Annotated in this window: 16 protein-coding genes; 9 read left to right on the top strand and 7 right to left on the bottom strand. The window is 43.6% G+C overall.

Annotated elements, in window-relative coordinates; all coding sequences use genetic code 11:
- Positions 1–79 precede the first annotated feature (79 nt).
- Together E0496_RS10640 and E0496_RS10635 are read left to right on the top strand one after the other, a co-directional pair.
- The gene (locus E0496_RS10640; RefSeq protein ID WP_141501529.1) at positions 80–3208 is read left to right on the top strand and encodes a hybrid sensor histidine kinase/response regulator; all 3129 of its coding nucleotides are present in this window, start codon (positions 80–82) and stop codon (positions 3206–3208) included.
- A 101-nt stretch (positions 3209–3309) separates the two neighbouring features.
- On the top strand, positions 3310–3702 hold the full coding sequence (locus tag E0496_RS10635) for a hypothetical protein (protein WP_141501528.1): 393 nt from the start codon (positions 3310–3312) through the stop codon (positions 3700–3702).
- Between the two features lie 84 nt (positions 3703–3786).
- Here the strand turns inward: E0496_RS10635 and E0496_RS10630 are convergent, their stop codons facing one another.
- Positions 3787–4668: a LysR family transcriptional regulator gene (locus E0496_RS10630; RefSeq protein WP_141501527.1), complete on the bottom strand. Its 882-nt coding sequence runs from the start codon at positions 4666–4668 to the stop codon at positions 3787–3789.
- 128 nt (positions 4669–4796) lie between these two features.
- Here E0496_RS10630 and zwf point away from each other — a divergent pair, with 128 nt between their 5' ends.
- The 5 genes from zwf to E0496_RS10605 all read left to right on the top strand — a co-directional run bounded on the left by zwf (position 4797) and on the right by E0496_RS10605 (position 12785).
- Positions 4797–6323 (top strand): glucose-6-phosphate dehydrogenase, encoded by a 1527-nt coding sequence (gene zwf / locus E0496_RS10625; RefSeq protein WP_141501526.1) that lies wholly within the window; start codon positions 4797–4799, stop codon positions 6321–6323.
- Positions 6307–8301, top strand: coding sequence for a transketolase (gene tkt / locus E0496_RS10620; RefSeq protein WP_141501785.1), 1995 nt, complete (start codon positions 6307–6309; stop codon positions 8299–8301). The genes zwf and tkt overlap by 17 nt, the downstream gene beginning before the upstream one ends.
- A 20-nt stretch (positions 8302–8321) precedes the next feature.
- A complete protein-coding gene (gene fsa / locus E0496_RS10615) occupies positions 8322–8987 on the top strand; it encodes a fructose-6-phosphate aldolase (protein ID WP_141501525.1) in 666 nt (221 codons plus the stop codon).
- Positions 8988–9030: 43 nt separating this feature from the next.
- Positions 9031–10449 carry an NADP-dependent phosphogluconate dehydrogenase gene (gene gndA / locus E0496_RS10610; protein ID WP_141501524.1) on the top strand — a complete coding sequence of 473 codons (1419 nt, stop codon included), beginning with the start codon at positions 9031–9033 and terminating at the stop codon, positions 10447–10449.
- A gap of 974 nt (positions 10450–11423) precedes the next feature.
- A complete protein-coding gene (locus E0496_RS10605; RefSeq protein WP_141501523.1) occupies positions 11424–12785 on the top strand; it encodes a stalk domain-containing protein in 1362 nt (453 codons plus the stop codon).
- A 248-nt stretch (positions 12786–13033) separates the two neighbouring features.
- On the opposite strand, the gene E0496_RS10600 is transcribed toward E0496_RS10605, so the two are convergent.
- The 6 genes from E0496_RS10600 to E0496_RS10575 all read right to left on the bottom strand — a co-directional run bounded on the left by E0496_RS10600 (position 13034) and on the right by E0496_RS10575 (position 19659).
- Positions 13034–14518 (bottom strand): RtcB family protein, encoded by a 1485-nt coding sequence (locus tag E0496_RS10600; protein ID WP_141501783.1) that lies wholly within the window; start codon positions 14516–14518, stop codon positions 13034–13036.
- A gap of 272 nt (positions 14519–14790) precedes the next feature.
- Entirely contained in the window at positions 14791–15498 is a 708-nt protein-coding gene (locus tag E0496_RS10595) for a DUF421 domain-containing protein (protein ID WP_141501522.1), read from the bottom strand.
- 115 nt (positions 15499–15613) lie between these two features.
- Entirely contained in the window at positions 15614–16720 is a 1107-nt protein-coding gene (locus tag E0496_RS10590; protein WP_141501521.1) for a GerAB/ArcD/ProY family transporter, read from the bottom strand.
- Between the two features lie 20 nt (positions 16721–16740).
- Positions 16741–16989 carry a hypothetical protein gene (locus E0496_RS10585; protein ID WP_141501520.1) on the bottom strand — a complete coding sequence of 83 codons (249 nt, stop codon included), beginning with the start codon at positions 16987–16989 and terminating at the stop codon, positions 16741–16743.
- Between the two features lie 2 nt (positions 16990–16991).
- The gene (locus E0496_RS10580) at positions 16992–18179 is read right to left on the bottom strand and encodes a Ger(x)C family spore germination protein (RefSeq protein ID WP_241674679.1); all 1188 of its coding nucleotides are present in this window, start codon (positions 18177–18179) and stop codon (positions 16992–16994) included.
- 1 nt (position 18180) lies between these two features.
- Positions 18181–19659 carry a spore germination protein gene (locus E0496_RS10575; protein WP_141501519.1) on the bottom strand — a complete coding sequence of 493 codons (1479 nt, stop codon included), beginning with the start codon at positions 19657–19659 and terminating at the stop codon, positions 18181–18183.
- A 297-nt stretch (positions 19660–19956) separates the two neighbouring features.
- On the opposite strand from E0496_RS10575, the gene E0496_RS10570 reads away from it, so the two are divergent.
- Positions 19957–20682, top strand: a complete 726-nt coding sequence (locus tag E0496_RS10570; RefSeq protein ID WP_141501518.1) for a response regulator transcription factor — start codon at positions 19957–19959, stop codon at positions 20680–20682.
- Positions 20630–22117: a sensor histidine kinase gene (locus E0496_RS10565; RefSeq protein WP_338325837.1), complete on the top strand. Its 1488-nt coding sequence runs from the start codon at positions 20630–20632 to the stop codon at positions 22115–22117. The genes E0496_RS10570 and E0496_RS10565 overlap by 53 nt, the downstream gene beginning before the upstream one ends.

Here is a 22117-nt window from a genome sequence, read left to right as displayed (position 1 = left end):
AGTGGCAAGTTGACAGAAGATGACCACGGCTTGTGGATCATCTGTCGGGAATTATGAATATACAGCGAGCGAGGCACACATGAAAACTTCTAAAAATAAGATCAGACTAAGTCATATCATTTATTTAGTATTGTTCATTCTTATCCTTGTCTCGGTGCGATGGAGTTGGCATGATTGGCTTTCTTTATCTAATCCTCCAACGGTGAAGCAAGGCTTGCTTGATTTAAGAGGTATAGATCTTGAGAATCAACAATCGTTTCCGATGGATGGGGATTGGTTATTTTACCCAGGGCAGTGGATCGGTTCAACTAATTCTGGTGACGCTTCGGATGGTCAAATGCTGCAGGTTCCTGGCAACTGGAATGCTGCTTTTAATCCTGCCCAAAAGAATGCCTATGGATACGGAACCTATTATGTGAAAATTTTGCTGGATCGTCCGTTATCAGAGCCTCTAAGCATATGGTTTCAGTCGATCTACACGGCCTCCCAAGTCGAAATTAATGGGGAAGTGCTGGCGGAGTTCGGCGTGCTTGCCGAGAGTAAGGATGAGCATATATCTGAAACTAAGTCCTTTATGGTCACCTATGCTCAGAAGGATCAGATGGAGCTTAATGTGTTCGTGCGGGCAGCAAATCAGGAGTCACCGCTCCAAGGTGGCATCGTTCGATCCGTACAATTTGGCACGCATGAAGTGGTTAATAAAGTCTACTTGTATTCGTTAGCCTTTCAGCTAATCGTCTGTGTCATTTTTATGCTTCATGCGATGTATGCTTTAATCATTTATTTAATGAATAGGCGAAAAAAGGAGTTTATTATATTTTTCTTTTTGATGGCAGCTTCAGCTATGACGGTTGCGGTTCATCATCATGGATTATTGTTTCTGTGGATGGATGCGAGCTTTGCATGGATGTGGAAAATAAAAGCATTCGCCTTCATGTGGTTCTCATTTTTCCTCTTGCTGATGGGAAGAGGTCTTGGCGGTATAAGAAGAAAAGGCGTACTTTTGTATGGTTACATCTTCCTGTTACTTGCTTTTACCCTTTTTGTTGCTGTAGGTCCGACGGAGATGGTGTTGTATTCTCTTGAAAAAGGACTCTATATGATCCTGTATTACGTTCCATTGTTCTGGACGGCTTACTATTTCATGCGGATGGTGTTCGATAAGGGAGAAGGGGCATTGTTCCTAGTGTTCTCAGTCGTATGCGTCATCAATAATATTTTGTGGGGGACGGTTTATTATGCGGGTACCTCTCAATTTATGTTTTATCCGATTGATTTGATAGCTGCCATTACCAGTTTCTCTGCCTATTGGTTCAAAAGATACTTTAATAATTCGGATGAGAATATGCAGCTAAATGAACGATTGGCTGAGACTAATCGGCTTAAAGATCGTTTTCTAGCGAATACGTCTCATGAATTGCGGACGCCGCTCCATGGCATTATGAACATTGCCCAGAGCGTACTGACCCGAAAAAAACAAGTGCTCGATGAACAGAGTCAGCGAGATATGGAGCTGCTTGTCATGGTCAGTCGCCGGATGTCGCATATGCTAAATGATTTGCTTGATGTCGTACGATTGCAGGAAAAAAGAATTTCGGTCCGATTGACAAAGGTAAACGTGCAGTCTGTAGCTGCTGGCGTGCTGGACATGCTTAGGTTTTCGAGCGAAGGTACCAAGGTTGAGTTGCGCATGAATATACCGGAGGACCTGCCGCATGTAGATGCAGACGAGGAACGCTTGGTACAGATTCTTATTAATTTGGTGCATAATGCGCTAAAGTATACGCAGAATGGCTTTGTAGAGCTGTCAGCAAAATATGAAAAGGGCCAAGTGCTGCTGCAAATCAGGGATACAGGTGCTGGAATGGATGAAATCATGCAAAAGCGCGCATTTATCCCCTATGAACAGGGCTCTTTTGGCGGGGGAGGCATGGGGCTTGGGCTTAGCATCTGCAAAGAGCTAGTTGAATTGCATGGCAGCAAGCTGCTCTTACAATCGCAGCCAGGAAAAGGCAGCGTGTTCAGCTTCAAATTAGCAGTGCATGAGGAGCGTTCGCAGCCTTCTGCACCTTTATTGTCACCTCCGGCAGAAATGGATTCGGAGGCGTGGTCGGCAGCTTTAGTTAAGATTACATCGGAGACTGCCGCTATGGTTGCTTCCAGCAATACAAGTCAGGAGCTTGATCATATTTCGAAGCTCTCTAGCGCAGTCGACCAAATTCGTGTACTAGCTGTCGATGATGATTCTATCAATCTCAAAGTACTTACCCATATCTTGTCTACAGAAAATTATTATATCGGAACTGCCAATTCTGCAGGTGAGGCACTAGATAAACTGCATCAAGACCAGTGGGATCTTGTGATCGCTGACGTAATGATGCCGGGGATGTCAGGGTATGAATTGACCCGATTGATCCGAGAACGGTTTACGCTTTATGAACTGCCTATTATTTTGTTGACGGCCCGCAGCAAACCGGAAGACATCTATACGGGGTTTCGTGCTGGAGCCAACGATTATGTTACCAAGCCAGTGGATGGCCTGGAGTTGAAATATCGCGCTTGGTCGCTGTCGTCGCTGAAACAGGCCGTCAATGACCGCTTACGCATGGAGGCTGCTTATTTGCAAGCGCAAATTCATCCTCATTTTCTATTTAATACACTGAATTCGATTACGGCACTCAGTGAGATTGATTCAGACAAGATGAGGAAACTTGTAGAGGCTTTTACGTTTTATTTGCGCATTAGCTTCGACTTCTTGACCGCTGGCAAGCTGGTTTCACTCTCGCGTGAGCTTCAACTGGTGGAGAACTACCTGTACATCGAACAGCAGCGATTTGAGGAACGGCTGCAGATCGAATGGGACGTAAAATGGGATAGAGACGACGTGCTGATTCCTCCATTAACGATCCAACCGCTAGTGGAGAATGCGGTTCGGCATGGCATTTTAAGTAAGGCAAAGGGCGGCACTCTAAGCATTCGAATAAAGAGTGAAGCAGGTGCTATTCGTGTTACGATCTCGGATACGGGTATTGGAATGAATGGGGAACAAGTGGCAAAGCTGCTATCTCCGGTGGGCAAAGAAGAACGTGGTATTGGCTTGTTTAATACGCATAGTCGATTAACCCAGCTGTATGGCCAAGGGCTGCATATTCAAAGTGAGCCTGGCGCAGGAACAGCGGTGTCGTTTACCATTCCGGTCAAGGATTAACGGATATAAAAGAATACCCAAGTGATATTATAAATATAACATGTTCTATGCCTGTGTTATATTTTTACAACTTTGAAGATCACGGTTGGGGATTTTCCGTTTTGAGTATGGGCGAGGAAATTTCGCAGTTTCACTATTCATATGAAATGGAAGAGATAGCGCTGCAAATTTTTTTACAGGAACGTTTTCCTGAGGAGGATGTAATAGAACTGCTTTATATTAACCCTGACTCAGATGATATTAGGCAGAAAGCATTAACTGAATTAAATAAAACATCTGAGTTGAAAAACCAAATAGGAAAGCAACTTGAACATATTAATTTTAATGCTTTTTCTCTTTTTCACTTGGACGAGCTGGGAATTCTAAATTTGAAGAGCTTGCTCGACGCTGAATCTGTCATGAATTTGGATAACGCACACATTATTGTGGAGAGGTTTAAAGCGTTACTAAATATAGAGGAGATGGAATGGATACGGGCTGACCGTATAGAATGATTCATAACTAATGGATGAATAGGTAGGTAATAAGCAGAAAGAGGACTGTCTAGGCAGCCCTCTTTCTGCTTATTAGTGCTCTGTCTATCTGACAAGCTCGATGAACTTCGTTGCAGCGCTAGAAAGCGGCATATTACGCATAATCATCGTTCCTACTTGGGAAGGAGGCAGCTGCACCTCTAACTGAATTTCAAAGAGCGAGCCTTCTTCCAGCTCCTTGGAAACAAATTCTCTAGTCACATAAGAGATTCCGAGTCCTTTCCGAGCAAACGCAATGAGAAGATCGACGCTTCCGACCTCGATTTCGGGCTTAAGCTCGTAGCCGTAGCCTTGAAATAATTCCGTAATGGCCATTCGGGCACGGCTGTTGCGCGAGAATAAGATAACGGGATACGCGAGCAGCATATCGAGCGAAATCGCCACCCCCTTAAGCTCTGAAAAATGAGCCCCCGCAACAAAACAGTCCTGCAGCTGTATTCCCTCTCTAACCTCGAGCTGGGGATCAACAATCGGCATACGGACAACACCAAGATCAATTTTGCCTTCTTTCAAGAAAGCAATGACTTCTGGCGTGGTGCCATGAATCAGCTGCAGCTTAATGCCAGGATGGCTCTGATGAAACTCTTCCAAATACGGCAGCAAATAATGCTTGAACAATGAATCGCTCCCGCCAATCCTCAGCTCCCCGCTGTCCAAATTTTTAAGCGCAGCCAGTTTTTCTTCGCCCAATGATATGAGGATTTGGGACTTTTCAATATAGGAGTAGAGGATAGCCCCTTCTTGAGTCAGGGAGACGCCTTTGGAGTTTCGGTAAAACAAGGTGATGCCAAAGCTGTCTTCCAGCTGTTTGATGGCATGACTGACGCTCGGTTGCGTGATGTATAAGGATTTGGCAGCTTGTGTCAGGCTCCCCGTCTTCGCAGCCCAATAAAAAACCTTATATAACTCATAGTTGTTCATAGACATGGTCTATAGCTCCTGTGAAATATATTAATTACTTGTATAGGTGATATTCGTATTATAGTTGAACTAAGGAAAAGAAGCCATTGATTAATCGAATCACGAGAAACCATGCTTGAAGGGAGTTAGAAATAATGGAGGCAACAACGTTTGTTTTGTTTGGAGCGACGGGGGATTTAGCCAAAAGAAAAATTTACCCGGCCTTATATAATTTGTTTGTTGATCAGAAGCTGCCGCAATCCTTCTCTGTCATTGGTCTGGGCAGAAGAGAAGTGTCGGATGAAGCTTTTCAGGCAAATGTCGAAAAATCGCTGCGTACCTTCTCGAGACGCGAGGCGAACGATCCTGCATTAATGAAAAGCTTCTTACAAGCATTCCGCTATAGAGTATTAGACGTAGGTCATAAAGAGGATTACGAGAAGCTGCTGCAGGTGGTTGAACAGCGGGAGAAAGAGCTTGATATTCCGCCGAATCGACTGTTTTATTTATCCGTTGGGCCTGAATTTTTTGAGACCATCGCATCCAATATCCAAGAAAGCGGACTTGGTTCAGCGGATGGCTGGAAGCGTCTGGTGATCGAGAAGCCATTCGGCCATGATTTGCAATCGGCCCGGGACCTCAATGAGAAATTAAGCAAAGCTTTTGCAGAGCATGAGGTTTTCCGAATTGACCATTATCTAGGCAAACCAATGGTGCAGAAGCTAGAAGTTCTACAACAATCCAATCCGGTTCTGCAGGCACTATGGACCAACCGTTATATTGCGAACGTACAGATCACGGCTAACGAAACCGTCGGCGTCGAGGAAAGAGCAGGTTATTACGACCATGTTGGTGCCGTGAGGGATATGTTCCAAAACCATATGCTGCAATTGCTAATGATGCTGGCGATCCATCTTCCGAAGAACAGTACCTCCAAAGATGTACGCTTAAAAAAGAAGATGGTTATGGAATCTGTTGAACCACTGCAAAAACAAGATGTTAAATCGAGCGTGATCCGCGGGCAGTACAAAGCGGGAGTGATTCAGGATACGCCGGTTGCCGGTTACAGAGCTGAACCGGGAATTGCCGCCACATCCATGAATGACACATTTATAGCTGCCAAACTGCAAATCGACGATTATTTTTGGCGGGACGTTCCATTTTACATCCGTACAGGGAAACGAATGAAGGAGAAATCGACCCGGATCGTCATTGAATTCAAAGAACCGCTCAAACAGCAATCCCATACCAATGATGACAGTAAGCAGCCTAATCTGCTTGTGTTTGAAATTAGCCCCAATGAAGGCATTTCGCTGCAATTAAATACGAGAGATCCCCAGCATAAAGGGGAGTTCAAGCCTATTCATATCGATTTTCATACGAGCCGCAACGATGTGCCAGAGGCGTACGAAAATTTGATTCACGATGCCTTGAATGGGGATTCAACGTTTTTTGCGCATTGGGATGAGGTGGAGTTGTCCTGGAAATGGGTACAGCCGATCCTCAATGCCTTTGAAGAAAATCTTGTTCCCCTTCATTTTTATGAGGCAGGTACCTATGGACCTGCCGAGTCCGATGAGCTATTGGCAAGAGACGGCTATCATTGGTGGTTCGATTCCAAGCCTAAACAAAAAATAGAAGCAATTAAAGGAGAAGAATATGCCTATCACACAAACGATTGACCAGCTAGCTATTGATACGATTCGTACTTTGTCTATTGATGCGATTAACAGCGCAAATTCAGGCCATCCCGGGCTGCCGATGGGGGCTGCGCCAATGGCGTATGCGCTTTGGGCGAACCAATTGAATCACAACCCAGGTCACGCCAAATGGTTTAACCGCGACCGTTTCGTTCTCTCTGCGGGCCATGGCTCAGCATTGCTTTACAGCCTGCTGCATTTGTCAGGCTATCAGGTATCCATTGACGATTTAAAACAGTTCCGCAAGCTGAACAGCAAAACTCCGGGTCATCCTGAATTTGGACATACGGATGGCGTTGAAGCGACTACCGGGCCTCTGGGCCAAGGACTTGCAATGGCAGTGGGAATGGCGATGGCTGAAGCCCATTTGGCTTCGAAATTCAATCAAGACGGCTTCCCGGTCATCGATCATTATACGTATGCGCTAGTTGGTGATGGATGCTTAATGGAAGGTGTCTCTTACGAGGCAATGTCCATGGCTGGACACATGAAGCTGGGCAAATTAATTGCACTGTATGATTCCAATGATATTTCATTGGATGGGGATCTAAACCTTTCCTTCGGGGAAAATATGCAGAAGAGAGCTGAATCCGCTAATTGGCACTACTTAAGGGTGGAAGACGGCAACGACGTTGCGCAAATTACTAAAGCGATTGAAGCAGCCAAGCAAAATGATTCACAGCCAACCATCATTGAAATTCGGACGATTATTGGTTATGGAAGCAAGAAAGTAGCGGGAACAAATAAAGCGCATGGCAACCCACTTGGCAAAGAAGAAGCGATTGCAACGAAGGAAGTTTATGGCTGGAAGTACGAGGAAGAGTTTACGGTTCCGACAGAAGTTAAAGCTCATTTCGAGAAGTTAAAGCAGCAGGGCGAAGTCAAAGAAACAGAATGGAATGGCTTACTGGCTTCTTATAAGGAGCAGTATCCGCTGCAAGGCAAGGAGCTTGAACAAGTCATCGATGGATCCGTCTCGATCGATGCCGAAGACATTCTAACATTTGACTCCTCCAAAACCGTTTCAACAAGAATTGCAAGCGGTGAAGCTATCAATCATTACATTAAAACCGTCCCATCGATCTTTGGAGGCAGCGCAGACCTATCGCATTCGACGATGACGGATATTCGTGGAGAGCAAACCTTTGCAGTCGAATCTTACGCGGGACGGAATATTTACTTCGGTGTGCGTGAGCATGCCATGGGGGCAGCCGGTAATGGCATGGCTTTGCATGGAGGGGTTAAACCATTTGTCAGCACGTTCTTCGTGTTCAGCGATTACTTGCGGCCAGCGATCCGGTTGGCTGCTTTGCAAAAGCTGCCAGTCACCTATGTATTTACGCATGATTCCATTGCGGTCGGCGAAGATGGACCGACGCATGAGCCTGTTGAGCATCTAGCTGCACTTCGTACAATCCCGGGACTTACGGTGATTCGTCCATCGGATGCAAACGAGACATCAAGCGCATGGGCATACGCGCTGAAACAGCAAGAAGGTCCGGTAGCTCTTGTACTAAGCCGTCAGAATCTGCCTGTATATGATGAGACTAAAGCAAATGTAGAAGATGTGGCCAAAGGTGCTTATGTTCTTACTGAAACGAACGATCAGCCAGATGTTATCCTGATCGCTACCGGTTCTGAGGTTTCTCTTGCCGTTAGCGCTAAAGCCGAGCTGGAGCGGGATAACCACTCGGTACGTGTGGTTGCGATGCCGAGCAGGGAGCTGTTCGACCGTCAGTCTGAAGACTATAAGCAATTGGTTCTTCCTGATTCCGTGTCGAAGAGATTGGCGATAGAAGCTGGAATTTCGTTAGGCTGGGAGCGATATACCGGACCATTCGGAAAAGTGTTGTCCATTGACACCTTTGGCGCTTCAGGTCCTGGTAATGAAGTTATGGAATACTTTGGATTCTCCACTAACAACGTAGTTCGCTTGACTAAAGAATTGCTAAACAAATAAAAAATTGGAGGTTTATGATTATGAAATTTTTTATCGATACAGCTAATTTGGTGGATATTAAAAAAGCGTACAAAATTGGTGTTTTATCCGGCGTGACAACGAACCCATCTTTGGTAGCCAAAGAAGGAGTGAAATTCGAAGATCGCATTGCTGAAATTTTACGAGAAGTGCCGGACGTTGAATCCGTTTCTGCTGAAGTAACACCTGATGCCGAAACCGCAGAAGAAATGATCGCTCAAGCAAATGAACTGATCAAAATCAACAATAACGATAAAAACGTTACAATCAAGCTTCCGATGACGCTTGCCGGTCTTGAGGCTTGCCGCTATCTGGCCAAAAAAGGCGTAAAAACAAATGTCACTTTGATCTTCACTGTGAATCAGGCGCTCTTGGCTGCTCGTGCTGGCGCGACCTATGTATCTCCGTTTCTAGGCCGTTTGGATGATATTTCAGAAGATGGCGTTCAATTAATCGTGAAAGTAGCTGAATTATTCCGTATTCATAAGCTGGATGCACAAATTATCGCGGCTTCTGTCCGTCATCCTGATCATGTGACTCGCGTTGCAATGGCGGGTGCGCATATTGCTACGATTCCATTCAGTGTGATTGAACAAATCTCTAAGCATCCTTTGACCGATCAAGGAATGGAGAAATTTGCTGCAGACTGGAAAAAATCAGTTCAATAATAATAACATTTCATTCAAAAGCAAAGCAGGAAGGAAGTCAGCGATGAGTAAACAACAAATTGGCGTAATCGGCTTGGCGGTTATGGGTAAAAACCTAGCTTTGAATATCGAAAGCAGAGGGTTCTCGGTTGCTTTGTACAATCGTTCCCCCGAGAAAACGAATGAGCTTGTAGCGGAAGCGCAAGGGAAAAATTTCGTGGGTACTTTTAGTGTTGAACAGTTTGTCCAATCGCTAGAGACACCGCGCAAAATTTTAATTATGGTAAAAGCGGGGCAGCCCACTGATGATACGATTAATCAGCTTTTACCTTTCCTTGATCAAGGAGATATTCTGATAGACGGCGGGAATGCTTATTTCCCAGATACGCAAAGAAGAAACAAAGAGCTTCAAGCTAAAGGCTTCCGCTTTATTGGAGCAGGTGTTTCTGGAGGCGAGGAGGGAGCACTGAAAGGTCCTTCGATTATGCCGGGGGGGCAGAAAGACGCCTATGCGCTTGTAGAGCCAATCTTGACTGCGATATCGGCCAAAGTTAACGGTGATCCTTGTTCTACCTACATTGGGGAAGACGGCGCGGGCCATTATGTGAAAATGGTGCACAACGGCATCGAATACGGCGATATGCAACTGATTGGTGAAGCATATCAATTGCTGAATGATGTTTTGCATTTAAATACAAGCGAGCTGCACGAAATTTTCTCGGAATGGAACCGAGGCGAGTTGGATAGCTATTTAATTGAAATAACAGCTGATATTTTCTCCAAGACTGATCCGGAAACGGGAAAACCGATGGTTGATGTCATTCTTGATTCTGCAGGCCAAAAAGGAACCGGCAAATGGACGAGCCAAAGCTCTTTGGATTTAGGCGTACCTTTATCCATTATTACAGAATCAGTGTTTGCACGGTTTATCTCAGCGATGAAAGAAGAACGCGTGGCAGCAAGCAAACGGTTGAATGGCCCGGATGCAGCTAGCTACGACGGTGATCCTGCCGAATTTATCGAGGCCGTCCGCAAAGCGCTCTATGCAAGCAAAATCGCTTCCTATGCGCAAGGCTTCGCACAAATGAGAGCGGCATCCGACGAGTATAAATGGGATCTTAATTATGGCAGCATCGCGATGATTTTCCGCGGAGGATGTATCATTCGTGCTGGGTTCTTGCAAAATATTAAGGATGCGTATGATCGTGACCCTGCTCTGAAAAATCTGTTCTTGGATGATTACTTCAGAGATATCGTTCAAAACTATCAGGATGCTTGGAGAAAGGTAATCTCGATAGCGGTAACCAGAGGGATACCTGTTCCTGCTTTTGCTTCCGCGCTGGCTTATTATGACAGTTACCGTTCGGAGAGGCTTCCAGCTAACTTACTGCAAGCACAGCGGGATTACTTCGGAGCACACACGTTTGAGCGGCTGGATCAGAAGGGCAGCTTCCACTTTCAATGGATGGCAAATAATGCTTAATCGGATTTGGGCAACTATATAAGTTGAACTAAAGTTTCACGTTTTAGTCGCTGCGCGAGTAGATTATTCTTACGATCGCGGTTGTAACCAGATTCTTTGATTGACTAAGACATTTAAAGGTAAGAATCCAGCTACAAAGGCGAACAATTCTTTTCTCCAGAACGATCTTCTCGCTTCGCTTAAACGGCATTTCTTTAGTTCAACCTATATAGACAATTAAGAAGAAATTCATAGAAAACCGCGTTGCGAATAAACATTTGCAATGCGGTTTTTTTTTGCTGTATCGTGAGCGGATATGCAACTATTCACCGAGATCCGCGTTAGAAGATATGGAAACATCTGTTAGCATTTAGAGTTGCACATCAATGCAGAATACTACTCGAAAATAGATACGATGTATCATTCTGACCATAGTGTTTTCGTATTTTCGGACACGAGGTTGAAAAAAACGATATAACTGAAGGGAATTTGCGGGTATACTGCTACGCAGCATGTAAACAAACCGTTTGATCGCGTAAATACATCTGGCGTTTTTTCTATTATCTTAGCAGTTTGTCCAGTTCCTATTAGTCTGCTGTTCGATTTTCATGGTCATCACTTGTCTCGTAAATTTAGCAGAAATAGTAGAAATAGCCGAAACGGATGAAATGGATGTGATAAGTGAGCTAGATAAGATGGAAGAAATAGGTCTAAAAAATAGATCTATTCTAGTCCGCCGGCTTCAAAGGGGCAGCTTATGGCTAGGTTTTGGAGTTATAGAGAACTTGTCAGAAAGAAATGAATGATTTGCGAATCGAGAAATCATTCTGAAGAAACGAAGTGTTCACGTTAGCTGCCGATTCATACCTCTAAATGTCTATGTCAATCAAAGATTCTGGCTGCAATTGAGACTTCATAGAATGATCTACTCGCGCAGCGACCAAAACGTGAAACTTTAGTTCAACCTATATAGTTGTTAAAGGGGAGCATTTGTAATGAGGAAGATAATCCTATTAGTTTTGGTCGGCATGTTTTTACTACCTATCGTGAATAGTAATTTGATATACGGATCAAAAGCTCAAATGATCGAAGCCATTCCATTGGATCATATCATCGATCTGTATGATAGCAGTTATTCGGAATATTATTATGCTCTGCAAGAGGGGGGCACGATATGGATCGGCTCCGGCAGTGGTCCTGCACTGCGAGGACCTCGCATTGAAGGAGCAACAAAAATCGCAGGTAATCTAGTGCTTACTGCCAAAGGAGAAGTGTGGACCTGGAGTGTAGAGGATACCGAGAAACCAAAACGAATAACTGAGCTCTATGATATTAAAGATATCAGTGCGGGGCCTGCATTCATGGCTTTAAACGAAAAGGGGCAAGTCTATATTTGGGGGAGTCCTTGTTATGTAGCCATCATGAGGTCGGACTTTCAAAATAATAGGGGAGTGTCATGCTCAGCTCCAACACAAGCTGATCTTGATTTAGCTAGCATTCCGAAAATAGCGGTGGAGAACGTGAGTGAAATTAGAGCCTCTATGCAAAGCTTAATGGTGTTGATGAAGGATAAAAAGACCGTAAATTGGTATGGGAATACTTATATCATGGATATGGGAATGTACTCGGTGGTTTCTCCAACGGCTGTAAAGGATTTTGCTGCAATTGATAGTGATGTCACCTCCAATAGTGAAGTGAAGGTCCTGCCAGAGACAGGATTCTTATCCGAACTCCCGAATCAACATTTTCATAAGCTCAGCGTAAGTTACGAAAACTTCTATTCGTTATATTTGAATCAAGACGGTACCGTATGGGGGAAATCAGATTGGGTTGGAGGCTCACCAAAACAAATACAACCATTGAAAAATATGACTAAAATCAATGCAATTGCTTTGAATAGCGGCACTGCACTGGACAAAAACGGAATGATCTGGACTTGGGGAAATCGTCGGAACCTACCGTATAGCGTAAAACCTGACCATTTCATGAGCAAGGTCGACGCCAAGCCTGCAACCCGGCAAATATCATTAAAAGTGAATGATAACTATATCAAGGCAGAGCCGGGTCCGATTCAGGTGAATGGAGTCACCTTGGTACCACTGCGTGCATTGTTTGAATCGATTGGAGCACAGGTGAACTACGAGAACGATAAAATAATAGTCACTTATGCTGATCAACGATTAGAGATGCAGGTGTATGATGTTAATGTTACTTTGAACGGAAAAAAACACAAAATGAACGCTGCCATTACTTCATACCGTGGGAAAACGTATGTGCCAGTCCGGTTTATTTCTGAAGCACTCGGCGCTAAAGTACAATGGGATGCATTGGATGGCTGCGTGGTTATAAAACTTTAGTTACTATATTTCAACTAAAAAATGAAGTTTAAGCGAAGCGAGAAGATCGTTCTGAAGAAACGAAGTGTTCGCCTTTGTAGCCGGATTCTTACCTTAAATGTCTTAGTCAATCAAAGAATCTGGTTACAAGAAATCCCCTCATTCTTGCCGATTAAAGTTCAGGCTAACCAATGAACTTCATCCTGCGGATCTGAGGGGATTATTTTGCTATATGATTGCTTGTTTATTCAAAGACAAGGTACATTAAGTTACCCTTTAATCGTCAAGATCGGTTCTACCTCAGCCACGACTTGCGCCATGCCGTGTTCCTCATGCGATTCGATAATGGCATTGATATCCTTGTATGCATAGGGCGCCTCTTTTTTCAATTCTTCTTCCCATTTTTTCAAGATATCCTGCCTGGATTTGACATCGTTGCGACTGGGATCGATTGGCGTAACGACATGGAACTTTGAAATAAAGTCACGGAACAAAGCATCATCCACTTTAACGGAATCACCGCGGGATAACTGTCTGCCTGCGCCATGGCTTGCACTGAACAAACTCTCCCGATTCCCTTGTCCTGCGAGGATATAGCTCTTGGCACCCATGGAGCCAGGAATGAAGACGGGTTCACCCGTGTATTGAAAGGGTGTGTTCATCATCTGCTCTGCCGACTTCGCTGTACAAGAGCCTTTACGGTGGATAAAACCTGGGCTGCCATCAATCGTCTCTTCCCAAACAAAATTATGCGGCGCATCGTATAACAATTTATAATCAAAATCTTTTAGAGTGTTGGCTAATGATTTTTGAAGCATGAGTCCCAAAAACAAACGATTTGCAAAAGCGAAATTAGCTGCATTATGAAGCAAAGTCCAGTAACGCTTCCATTGCGGAGCATAGTGTTCAGAATGCGGAAGTACATAGATGCCATTACTAGGTTGCTTCAAAGATCTAGGATAGATGTCTTTTAACATTTCTTTAATGTTCAGTCCGGCATGATGACCGATGGAAACAGAACCCGTATGAATCATTACGACAATTTGCCCGGCCTTGATCTGCCATTCATTTGCTAAAGCATGATTGCGAATATTTACTACTTTTTGGATTTCTACAAAATGATTCCCGCCGCCAATGGAGCCAATCTGGCTATCATAGGTCACGTCATTGCTCCCTAAATAGCTATCGAGTCCGTCAACTTGGTCAGTGATAAATGAACCTAAACGGTTTACCTTCGATAAGTCTATTTCTTGCTGCTTCGGATCGTAAAATTGCCATAGACCATCGCGTCTTAATGATTTTTGCGATTCCAAAATACCCATTAAGCCTTCTCTTAAAATCGCTTCACGATGAATCCTTGTCATTGGGATATGACGGCCGCCTTCAAAGAAAACATGGCGAATATCACTTTCGATTTGCTTGAGATTCGACCGAATGTCATCTTCTACTAGCGAGGTGGTATATAACCGCATCCCGCAATTGATGTCATTACCGACCGCTTGGGGGATGACGAAACCTTTTGTAAAGATGGTTGTACCGATTGGAATGCCGCTTCCCTTGTGAAAATCCGGAGTGATCGACACTTCTTCGATTTTCGCGTTCTCGTTCATAAAATAGCCGGGCGTATGCTGTTTCAACATTTCTACAGATTCGTTTACCGTTAATAGCTGATCAAGTTCAGTTAACGCATTTTTCTCAAGCTTGATCCTGTCGTTAATAAAAAAACGGACAGGAACGTTACTGCTATTATTCATTTTCAAGAAGGACCATCCTTTTGGTTGATAGGTTTGTATATTATTTTTTTAATATGGATGTATTCGATGGAGATGCATAACATGGCACATCACCCTTCCCTAGTTATTATTTTCAATATAGCATTTTGAATTTAAAAAAGCGATCTATGGATGTTCGGCTGATTGCATGGTGTGCGCACATACACAGTTACCGACATCAGTCAGGCCGTTCAATGAAATCTATGCTCTAGTAGCCCGATTTGGCTTCAACTGCTTAATCGCTGAAAGTCTTTTCATTCAATGTCAATTGGATTGCTAATTTGGTCTTTTAGCTCATCCAAGTAAAGATTTCCAGTTGAGCTGATGACAGCATAATTGATGTTATCGAATGAAAGTTTCTTCAGCTCAATTTGTGAACGCAGCCAATCTTCGGTTATATTATTTTGCTTAAAATTAGACTCGATTATTTTTCCGTCCATAATCAATTCGATGGGGAAAGCTTGTTTTGACTGAACAACCAAATGCATGTCTTTCCTTGTCACTGCCATGCTTTCTGGCGTTCTCAAGACCGAAACGTTACCGTTAAGTTCTAATATGGCATATTGAACTTCTAGAATGTTGAAAACATCCTTTTCCCTCAACTCTTGATTGAGTGTATCCAGTGTGATCTTAAGTTTTTTCATATTGTTTTCAAGGATTTTGCCATCTTGAATCAATACGGTAGGCTTACCCGAAAACCAACTTCGAAGTTTGCGATTTTTCATCGCAAATATCATTAATACGTAAGCAATTCCGGTGAAAGTAAATGCAGCAGTTAATAGGCTCCATAAGGGTATCGTACTGTTAAAAGCGATATTAGCCGTAATGGCTCCCATCGTTATGGATGCTACAAAATCATGGTAAGTCATCTGAGCAATTGTACCCTTGCCCAAAATACGTGCAATGATCATCATAGTGGTAAAGGCCAATAGAGACCTTATTGCCGTGTCCCAAACTCCCACAGACAAGACCTTCTTTCAATTTTTAATCATATCATTCCAAAAATTTGATTGGGAACAGATGCAAGGATCAAAAATAATCAATGGCATAAACAAACGAAATAGAGGTTGCACCAGCTCAACTTTTACCGCGTTTGCTATGTTTTCGCATGAAAGCAACGAATGCTAGTAACAGCATAGGGAAAACATATGCAATATTGTTGAGCAAAGGCCAAGTGATATTGACCACTTCCTCTAGATCTGCCTCGTTTGTGTAGGTAGTCAGCGACAGCATGAGGCAAATGAAAGCAACAGGAAAGACTAGGAGACGTTCACTATTCAGTCTAAGCAGCTGTGCCAAAAACTTGATCAAAATGAGCAGGAGTAGGGACGCTTTGAAGTAGAAGCCTACAATGAGCGAGAAGCCGATGACGGATTCGATTCTCTCGATGACCTCCTGTACAAAGATCAGACGGGCAAGCTGATATAAAGAATATTTAAGGTCGCCTGAAAGTGGACCTAGAACCATGATACTGCAAATAACTGATGCAAGTGTGGTTAAAGTATTGACTATCAGTGCTAGGTACATATGCTTGCCAACTTTAGATTTGTCCTTCATCTTAATCAGCGGCAAAATGACAGCAAAGATCACAAGCTCGGAGTAAGGGAATCCATACGCAATATAAGCGGCATGAAGTACAGGACCAATCCCATCAGGCAGCACAGGAAGCAGGTATTCGGGGTGATACAGGGGGCCAACCAAGGCCAAGACCAAAATGATGCAACCAAACATTAAGGCTAATAAAACGGCTGCCATTCTAGCCATCACTTCGATTCCAGCGAGTGCGCTCAAAGCGATCGTAATAAAAAAAAGAGTACTTACGGCATACGTTGGCGTTTCTTTTAACATGGTGCTTTTGAAAAAAGTGCCTATTTCGATCACAATGCCTGCTACATTCCAAAACATCACAAAAGTAAAGGGGAGAAGAATAATCATCGTTAATCCATTGCCTAGGGTGATACGGCTGTATTCAACAATCGATTTATCAGGAAATTGCCTGTACAAATAAAGTAAGGCAGTCATTAGAAGCATGCCTAAGGTGTACGCAATCAGAAGTGAAATCCATGCCCCATTACCAGCCATGCCAGTTAGTGGAGCAGGGATTATCACGATGGAGGAGCCCGTCATGAATATGAGAAACAGCATGGACATTTGGACTGAGCTAATACGTTCTTGCTTTCTCATGATCTCCTCCTGATTGACGCTTAGGATAACGATTTTGCCGGGTCAAGCCATTGGATAATCTGTTTGGCTGGCGCTGCCAGCAGATTAAAGACGGAATCCACATTGGGTCCGTGTATGCTGGAAATAAACAGAAAGCTAAGATATGCCAGAACCACAAACAGCGCTCCATATACGACTCGGTCTCGCGGAGCGGCAATCTTAAATTTCGGGATATCACAAATTAACATTGCAGCAGCTAAAACCAATACACAGAGTAATCTTCCGAACAACGCTACTTCTCCTTTTTGCCAAATGGGGTGCCTACGTTCATGCCGGTGCTTAATACTTCTGTATCAACCGTGATTTGAAACTGACTTTGTGCAAGATGGGTATCCCATGATGGCTCGAGCCGTTTCCAGAGTTTTGGATTTCTTCGGTAAATTTGATTGCCGATGCCGATTGCGTCGAGTTTTTGCTGCTTAAATGTCGCAACAGCATGCTGAACCTGCTGTTTAACCCGTTCATTAATTGCATTTTCGAAGCGCTCGATATCTTTCTTTGTGGTGAGAAGGGAACATCTAAGCTCGCCAACCGTACCCTTAATCTCCAATTTAACGTCGACGGTTACGTTATTTCCCTCGACTTTTGGTGTCACTTTGCTATAGAATGACAAAACCTCAAGCGTCTCTTTGTTTTGTACATAACCTTTAGAGTTTCCTATACAAGGGAAATCCAAAATACCGTTTACGTATTTATTTGTTAGCATCATATAAGCCTCGGTATCCATCTCTCCGATGATATGAACCAGATTGCCATCTTTAATAAAAGCAACGCCTGATACTTCCGCATCACGCTGATCATTGATTTTATGAATAACAGGAATAGCCGATGTTTTCGAAGGGCTCTTTAATTGAATCGCCAGCTCATAAAATGGAATATTGGATGTTTTGGCAGTATAAATAGCTCCGCTCGTTTCCATTTTTTTGAACTGCTGGCCAATGGTTTGCTCAATAAAGGGTTGAATCTTCAGAAAGTCACCAGCGTTTCCTTTGGCAACAAGCGGTAAGACGGTACCCCGCGGCTCTTGATCCCTTGAGAAATAATCCAGAACCTCCATAATGTTTTGAGTCTTGGTTAATCGTTCACCGAGCAGAATGACGCGCATATGATCCCATTTGGCTTTACGTCCGAACTTAATCGGAATGTCCCGCACCGCATCAAAAATGGTTTCACCACTTGTTTGGATATTGATACCCTTTTGCGATGCCTTCCCGCCGTCGCCAATTTCCATTTTGCTAGATGGATTATAGAAATGGGTGGTTAGTTGGATTAGATTGTCCTTTGTTCGATCAATGGCTAAAGCTTGTACGAAGCCATATTCGTCCAATTCATTATTATCCCAGCATCCGCACGTCAGACTCAGAATAAGCGTAGAAATGATCATAGCAGCAAGAGCCTTCAAATGCGTTCTCTCCCTCACATTATTTTTTGCGCATGTGTTTGCTTCTTGGTGAATGCAGCAGCACTTTTCGCGGAAATACAAATAATGCATCCCGCAGCTTACTCATATCTAGAGGGGTGAGCGCTGCCAAATAGGGCTGTCCTAGAGAACGCAGGGTTGCTAGGTGTAGATAGATTAGAATGAAACCGAACATGATGCCAAGACCACCGAAGGTTGCGGCAAGAAACATCAAAGGAAAACGCAAAATTCGAATGGCAATAGCCATATTGTATTGCGGCAGCGCAAAAGACGCGATGCCTGTTAACGCGACAACGATGACCATCACTGGAGACGCGATTTGGGATTGAATGGCTGCCTCTCCAATGACAAGCGCTCCGACGATACTCACTGCAGAACCAATGGGTCTTGGCAGACGGATACCGGCTTCCCTCAACAGTTCAAAGAAAAATTCCATAATGAGCGCCTCGACCATGACCGGAAACGGAATGCCTTCCCGTGTGTTCAAGATCGCTAGCAGCAGTACAGTCGGAATGAGCTCGGAATGAAAGGAAGATAGTGCGATATAGGTGCTTGGAAGCATCAGGGCTATGAGAAAGGCGGCCACTCTAATCCATCGAATCAAGGAAGAAAATATGGGACGATAATAATAATCCTCACTGGTTATAAAAAATTCCAAAAAGCTTCCAGGACAAATTAAGATGGAGGGGCTGCCATTAACCATGGAGATGATTTTGCCGTCAAGCAAAGCAGATATAGCGTTATCTGGACGTTCCGTATATCGAACCTGAGGGAAAGGAGAATACATAGAGTCACCGATCCATTCCTCCAAATAGGAGGTATCTAATATTTCTTCCTTGTCTATTTTTGCAATCCGCTGCTTGAATACAGTTAAGGTTTCGGGATCAACGGTCCCTTCGAGATAACCGAACATTATTTTTCTTTGGCTAAGCTCTCCAGCGCAACAAAACTCGAACTTAAGCTTTGGCGTTTTTAGCAGGTTGCGCAGGACACCGATATTGCGATCGAGATTTTCAATAAAGCTTACATGAGGACCTTGCACACTGGGTTCTGTTATAGGCTCGGTGGCTTGCCGCTGTTCTACATCAAGAGCAGCATAGCTCAGTGCCTTATCCCATCGGTTGAAGAAAATAACAACTTCTCCGTCCAGAATGGATTGAACCGCTTGATCCATCGTTTCCATTCGCTGCGTAGTTGGGGAAGCTGTGCCTTGATTTTCAAAAAAACGAATAATATCTTCAATTGTAATGGTCAATGCGGGGCCAATGTCTTCAGAAACGAGAATATGCAGAGCTTTTTTTACATCGTTTGTCTGATCTTGCTTAATTAGTGTGTCGAAATAGACGGTGAACGCAGTGCTTTCCAGGTCAGGTCCAAAGCGCCACGAGGTTATTTTTAGGTCTTTGCAATTGTCAAAATAAGTTTCCATTCTTTTTAAATTTTCTTCCAAACTTGACGATATAGATAAAGAGGTTTTCATGAAGGTCTCCTTTCTGGGAATGGTGGTAATAAGTAATGTTAGGGTTTCCATTAATTAGGGATGCTATTCGGTTTGGATATTGATGGCGATTATGCGAGGTTGGGATAGAAAAGATATAAATACCGATAAAGATGATATTATTTTGCATGAATCTGGAGAACATAAATTCATGATTCAGGAAACGATGTGATTTATCAAACTCAAACCTATGAAGTTTACAAGTTTGTGACAAGTTGATTACGTTGCCGATACATGCAAGAAGTATAATGTTGAAAATCAGACGTATAAGGAATGGATATGGACAAAACTAAAATTTTAATTATTGAAGATGAAGCTGCAATTGCAGATATACTGGAATACGGTCTCAATTTGGAAGGTTATGAAACGGAAAAAGCCAATACAGGTGCAAACGGTCTGAAGGCAATTGCGTCCTTCAAACCGGATTTGCTGCTGCTCGATTGGATGCTGCCGGATCAAAGCGGCTTGGATATTTGCAAGCAAGTAACAGCTTCGTATAATATCCCAATTCTGATGATTACGGCAAAATCGGATATTACCGATAAAATTTTGGGGCTCGAATTTGGCGCGGATGACTACATTACGAAGCCCTTTGATTTAAGGGAAGTCATTGCACGGATTCGAACCATCCTCCGACGGGTTGCGCAAGCCAATCGGCAAGCCGATGGAAATACCGATCAAGAAGAGCAAGTCATTCGTTTCAAGGAGATCGAGATCGCTATTAGTGAAAGAGTCGTTAAGAAAAGCGGAAAGGAAATTGAATTGACACCTAAGGAATTTGATCTCCTCCTGAAACTCTATACAAATAGGGGGAAAATTTTCACTCGAACGGAGCTGCTGGATTACGTATGGGGATACGATTATACGGGAGACACGAGAACAGTGGATACCCATATCCAACGGTTGCGCAAAAAACTGGATGCAGCGGACTTGATTACGACCGTGTTCAGCATTGGCTACAAATTTAACAAACATGTGGATACTGCCTATGATCCGCACGATTAGGGCCAAGTTCATCCTCGGTTTTTTTGTTATTTTCACCGTTTTTTTCTTAATTCTTAATCAGTGGGTGACAAGGAATATCGAATCCGGCAACCGAAACACGATTTCCGATAGCTTGATCGATTTGAAAAAGAACAGCAACAGCTATATTCGGCAATCCTTTCTGACCCACCACTTTACAAGTGATGAGATTTATTATGAGCAAATTGCAGAGGACATGGGAACAGATCTGCAGCATACGGCTTCCGGCGGTGTCGGAATGTATTCGCTAGCAGGTGAGCTGCTTTATGCTTCTGATCAGAATTTATTTAAAGCAGGCGGAGATGATCTGACACAGGCCATGCAGGGAAAGACTGCTTATACGATTGCAATGTTTAACGGGGAAGTTTCGGTTCTCTATGCTTATCCCGTTGTTGTTAATAGCACCAAAGTAGGAATCATACGCTTTGCGAAAGATTTTACTCCGCTCTACGAGCAAAGCAGAGCCATGCAGCGAACGATTTTTTCTATCGCGTTGGCGGTATTTACTGCAGCATTTCTGTTTTCCTATATCCTCTCGCGTCATGTAACGGTTCCGCTAGTGAAGCTGATGCAAGCATCAAATGAAGTGAAGAATGGAAATTTATACGTTCGCATCGCTTTCAAACGCAAGGATGAGATCGGCAGCCTTGCCGCTAACTTTAGCAGCATGATTGAGAAGCTACGAGAGCAATTTTTGACCATTGAGAAAGACAGGGACCGGCTCGAAGAGTTGAATGATCATCGGAAGCGTTTTTTTGATAATGTGACCCATGAGCTGAAGACACCACTCACTACAATCATGGGCTATTCCGAAATCATACTGATGAATGGTACAAAAGATCCGGTTATTTTCCAAAAAGGCATGGTCCATATTATGGATGAGAGCAAACGGCTGCATGACATGGTTTTGAAGCTTCTGGAAATGTCCAAAGCATCTGAAGGAGACCATACATTTGAAAGAGTAGATGCAGCTCGTATCTTGCGGGATGTGTCGGAGTCGATGGCGATCAAAGCGCAGCGGTACAAAAAAACGATCCGCTGCGAAGCGGATAATGATTTGTTCGTTTATGGCCAATCAGACCGGTTACGTCAGCTCTTTATCAATCTTCTGGATAATGCAATTAAGTATTCGTCTACATGTTCGGAAATAGTGGTTATGGCTCATCTGAATGCCCAAGAGGTAACGATCATGGTTACCAATGATGGGGAAACGATCAGTGCTGAAAATCTGGAAAAGATATTCGAACCGTACTATAGGGCCGAGAACGTCACTAATGAAGCAGAGAGCGTAGGACTTGGCCTCAGTATTAGTAAGTCTATTGTGGACGAACACCAAGGTCGTATTCGAATTATTAGCAACAATGGGCAGACTTGCGTGCAAATTGAGCTTTCGTACTTGAAAGCTGAGAGGGAATGA

It is taken from the genome of Paenibacillus luteus (assembly GCF_006542765.1).
Taxonomy (GTDB): domain Bacteria; phylum Bacillota; class Bacilli; order Paenibacillales; family Paenibacillaceae; genus Pristimantibacillus; species Pristimantibacillus luteus.
This window is presented reverse-complemented; position numbering and strand designations above follow the sequence as displayed.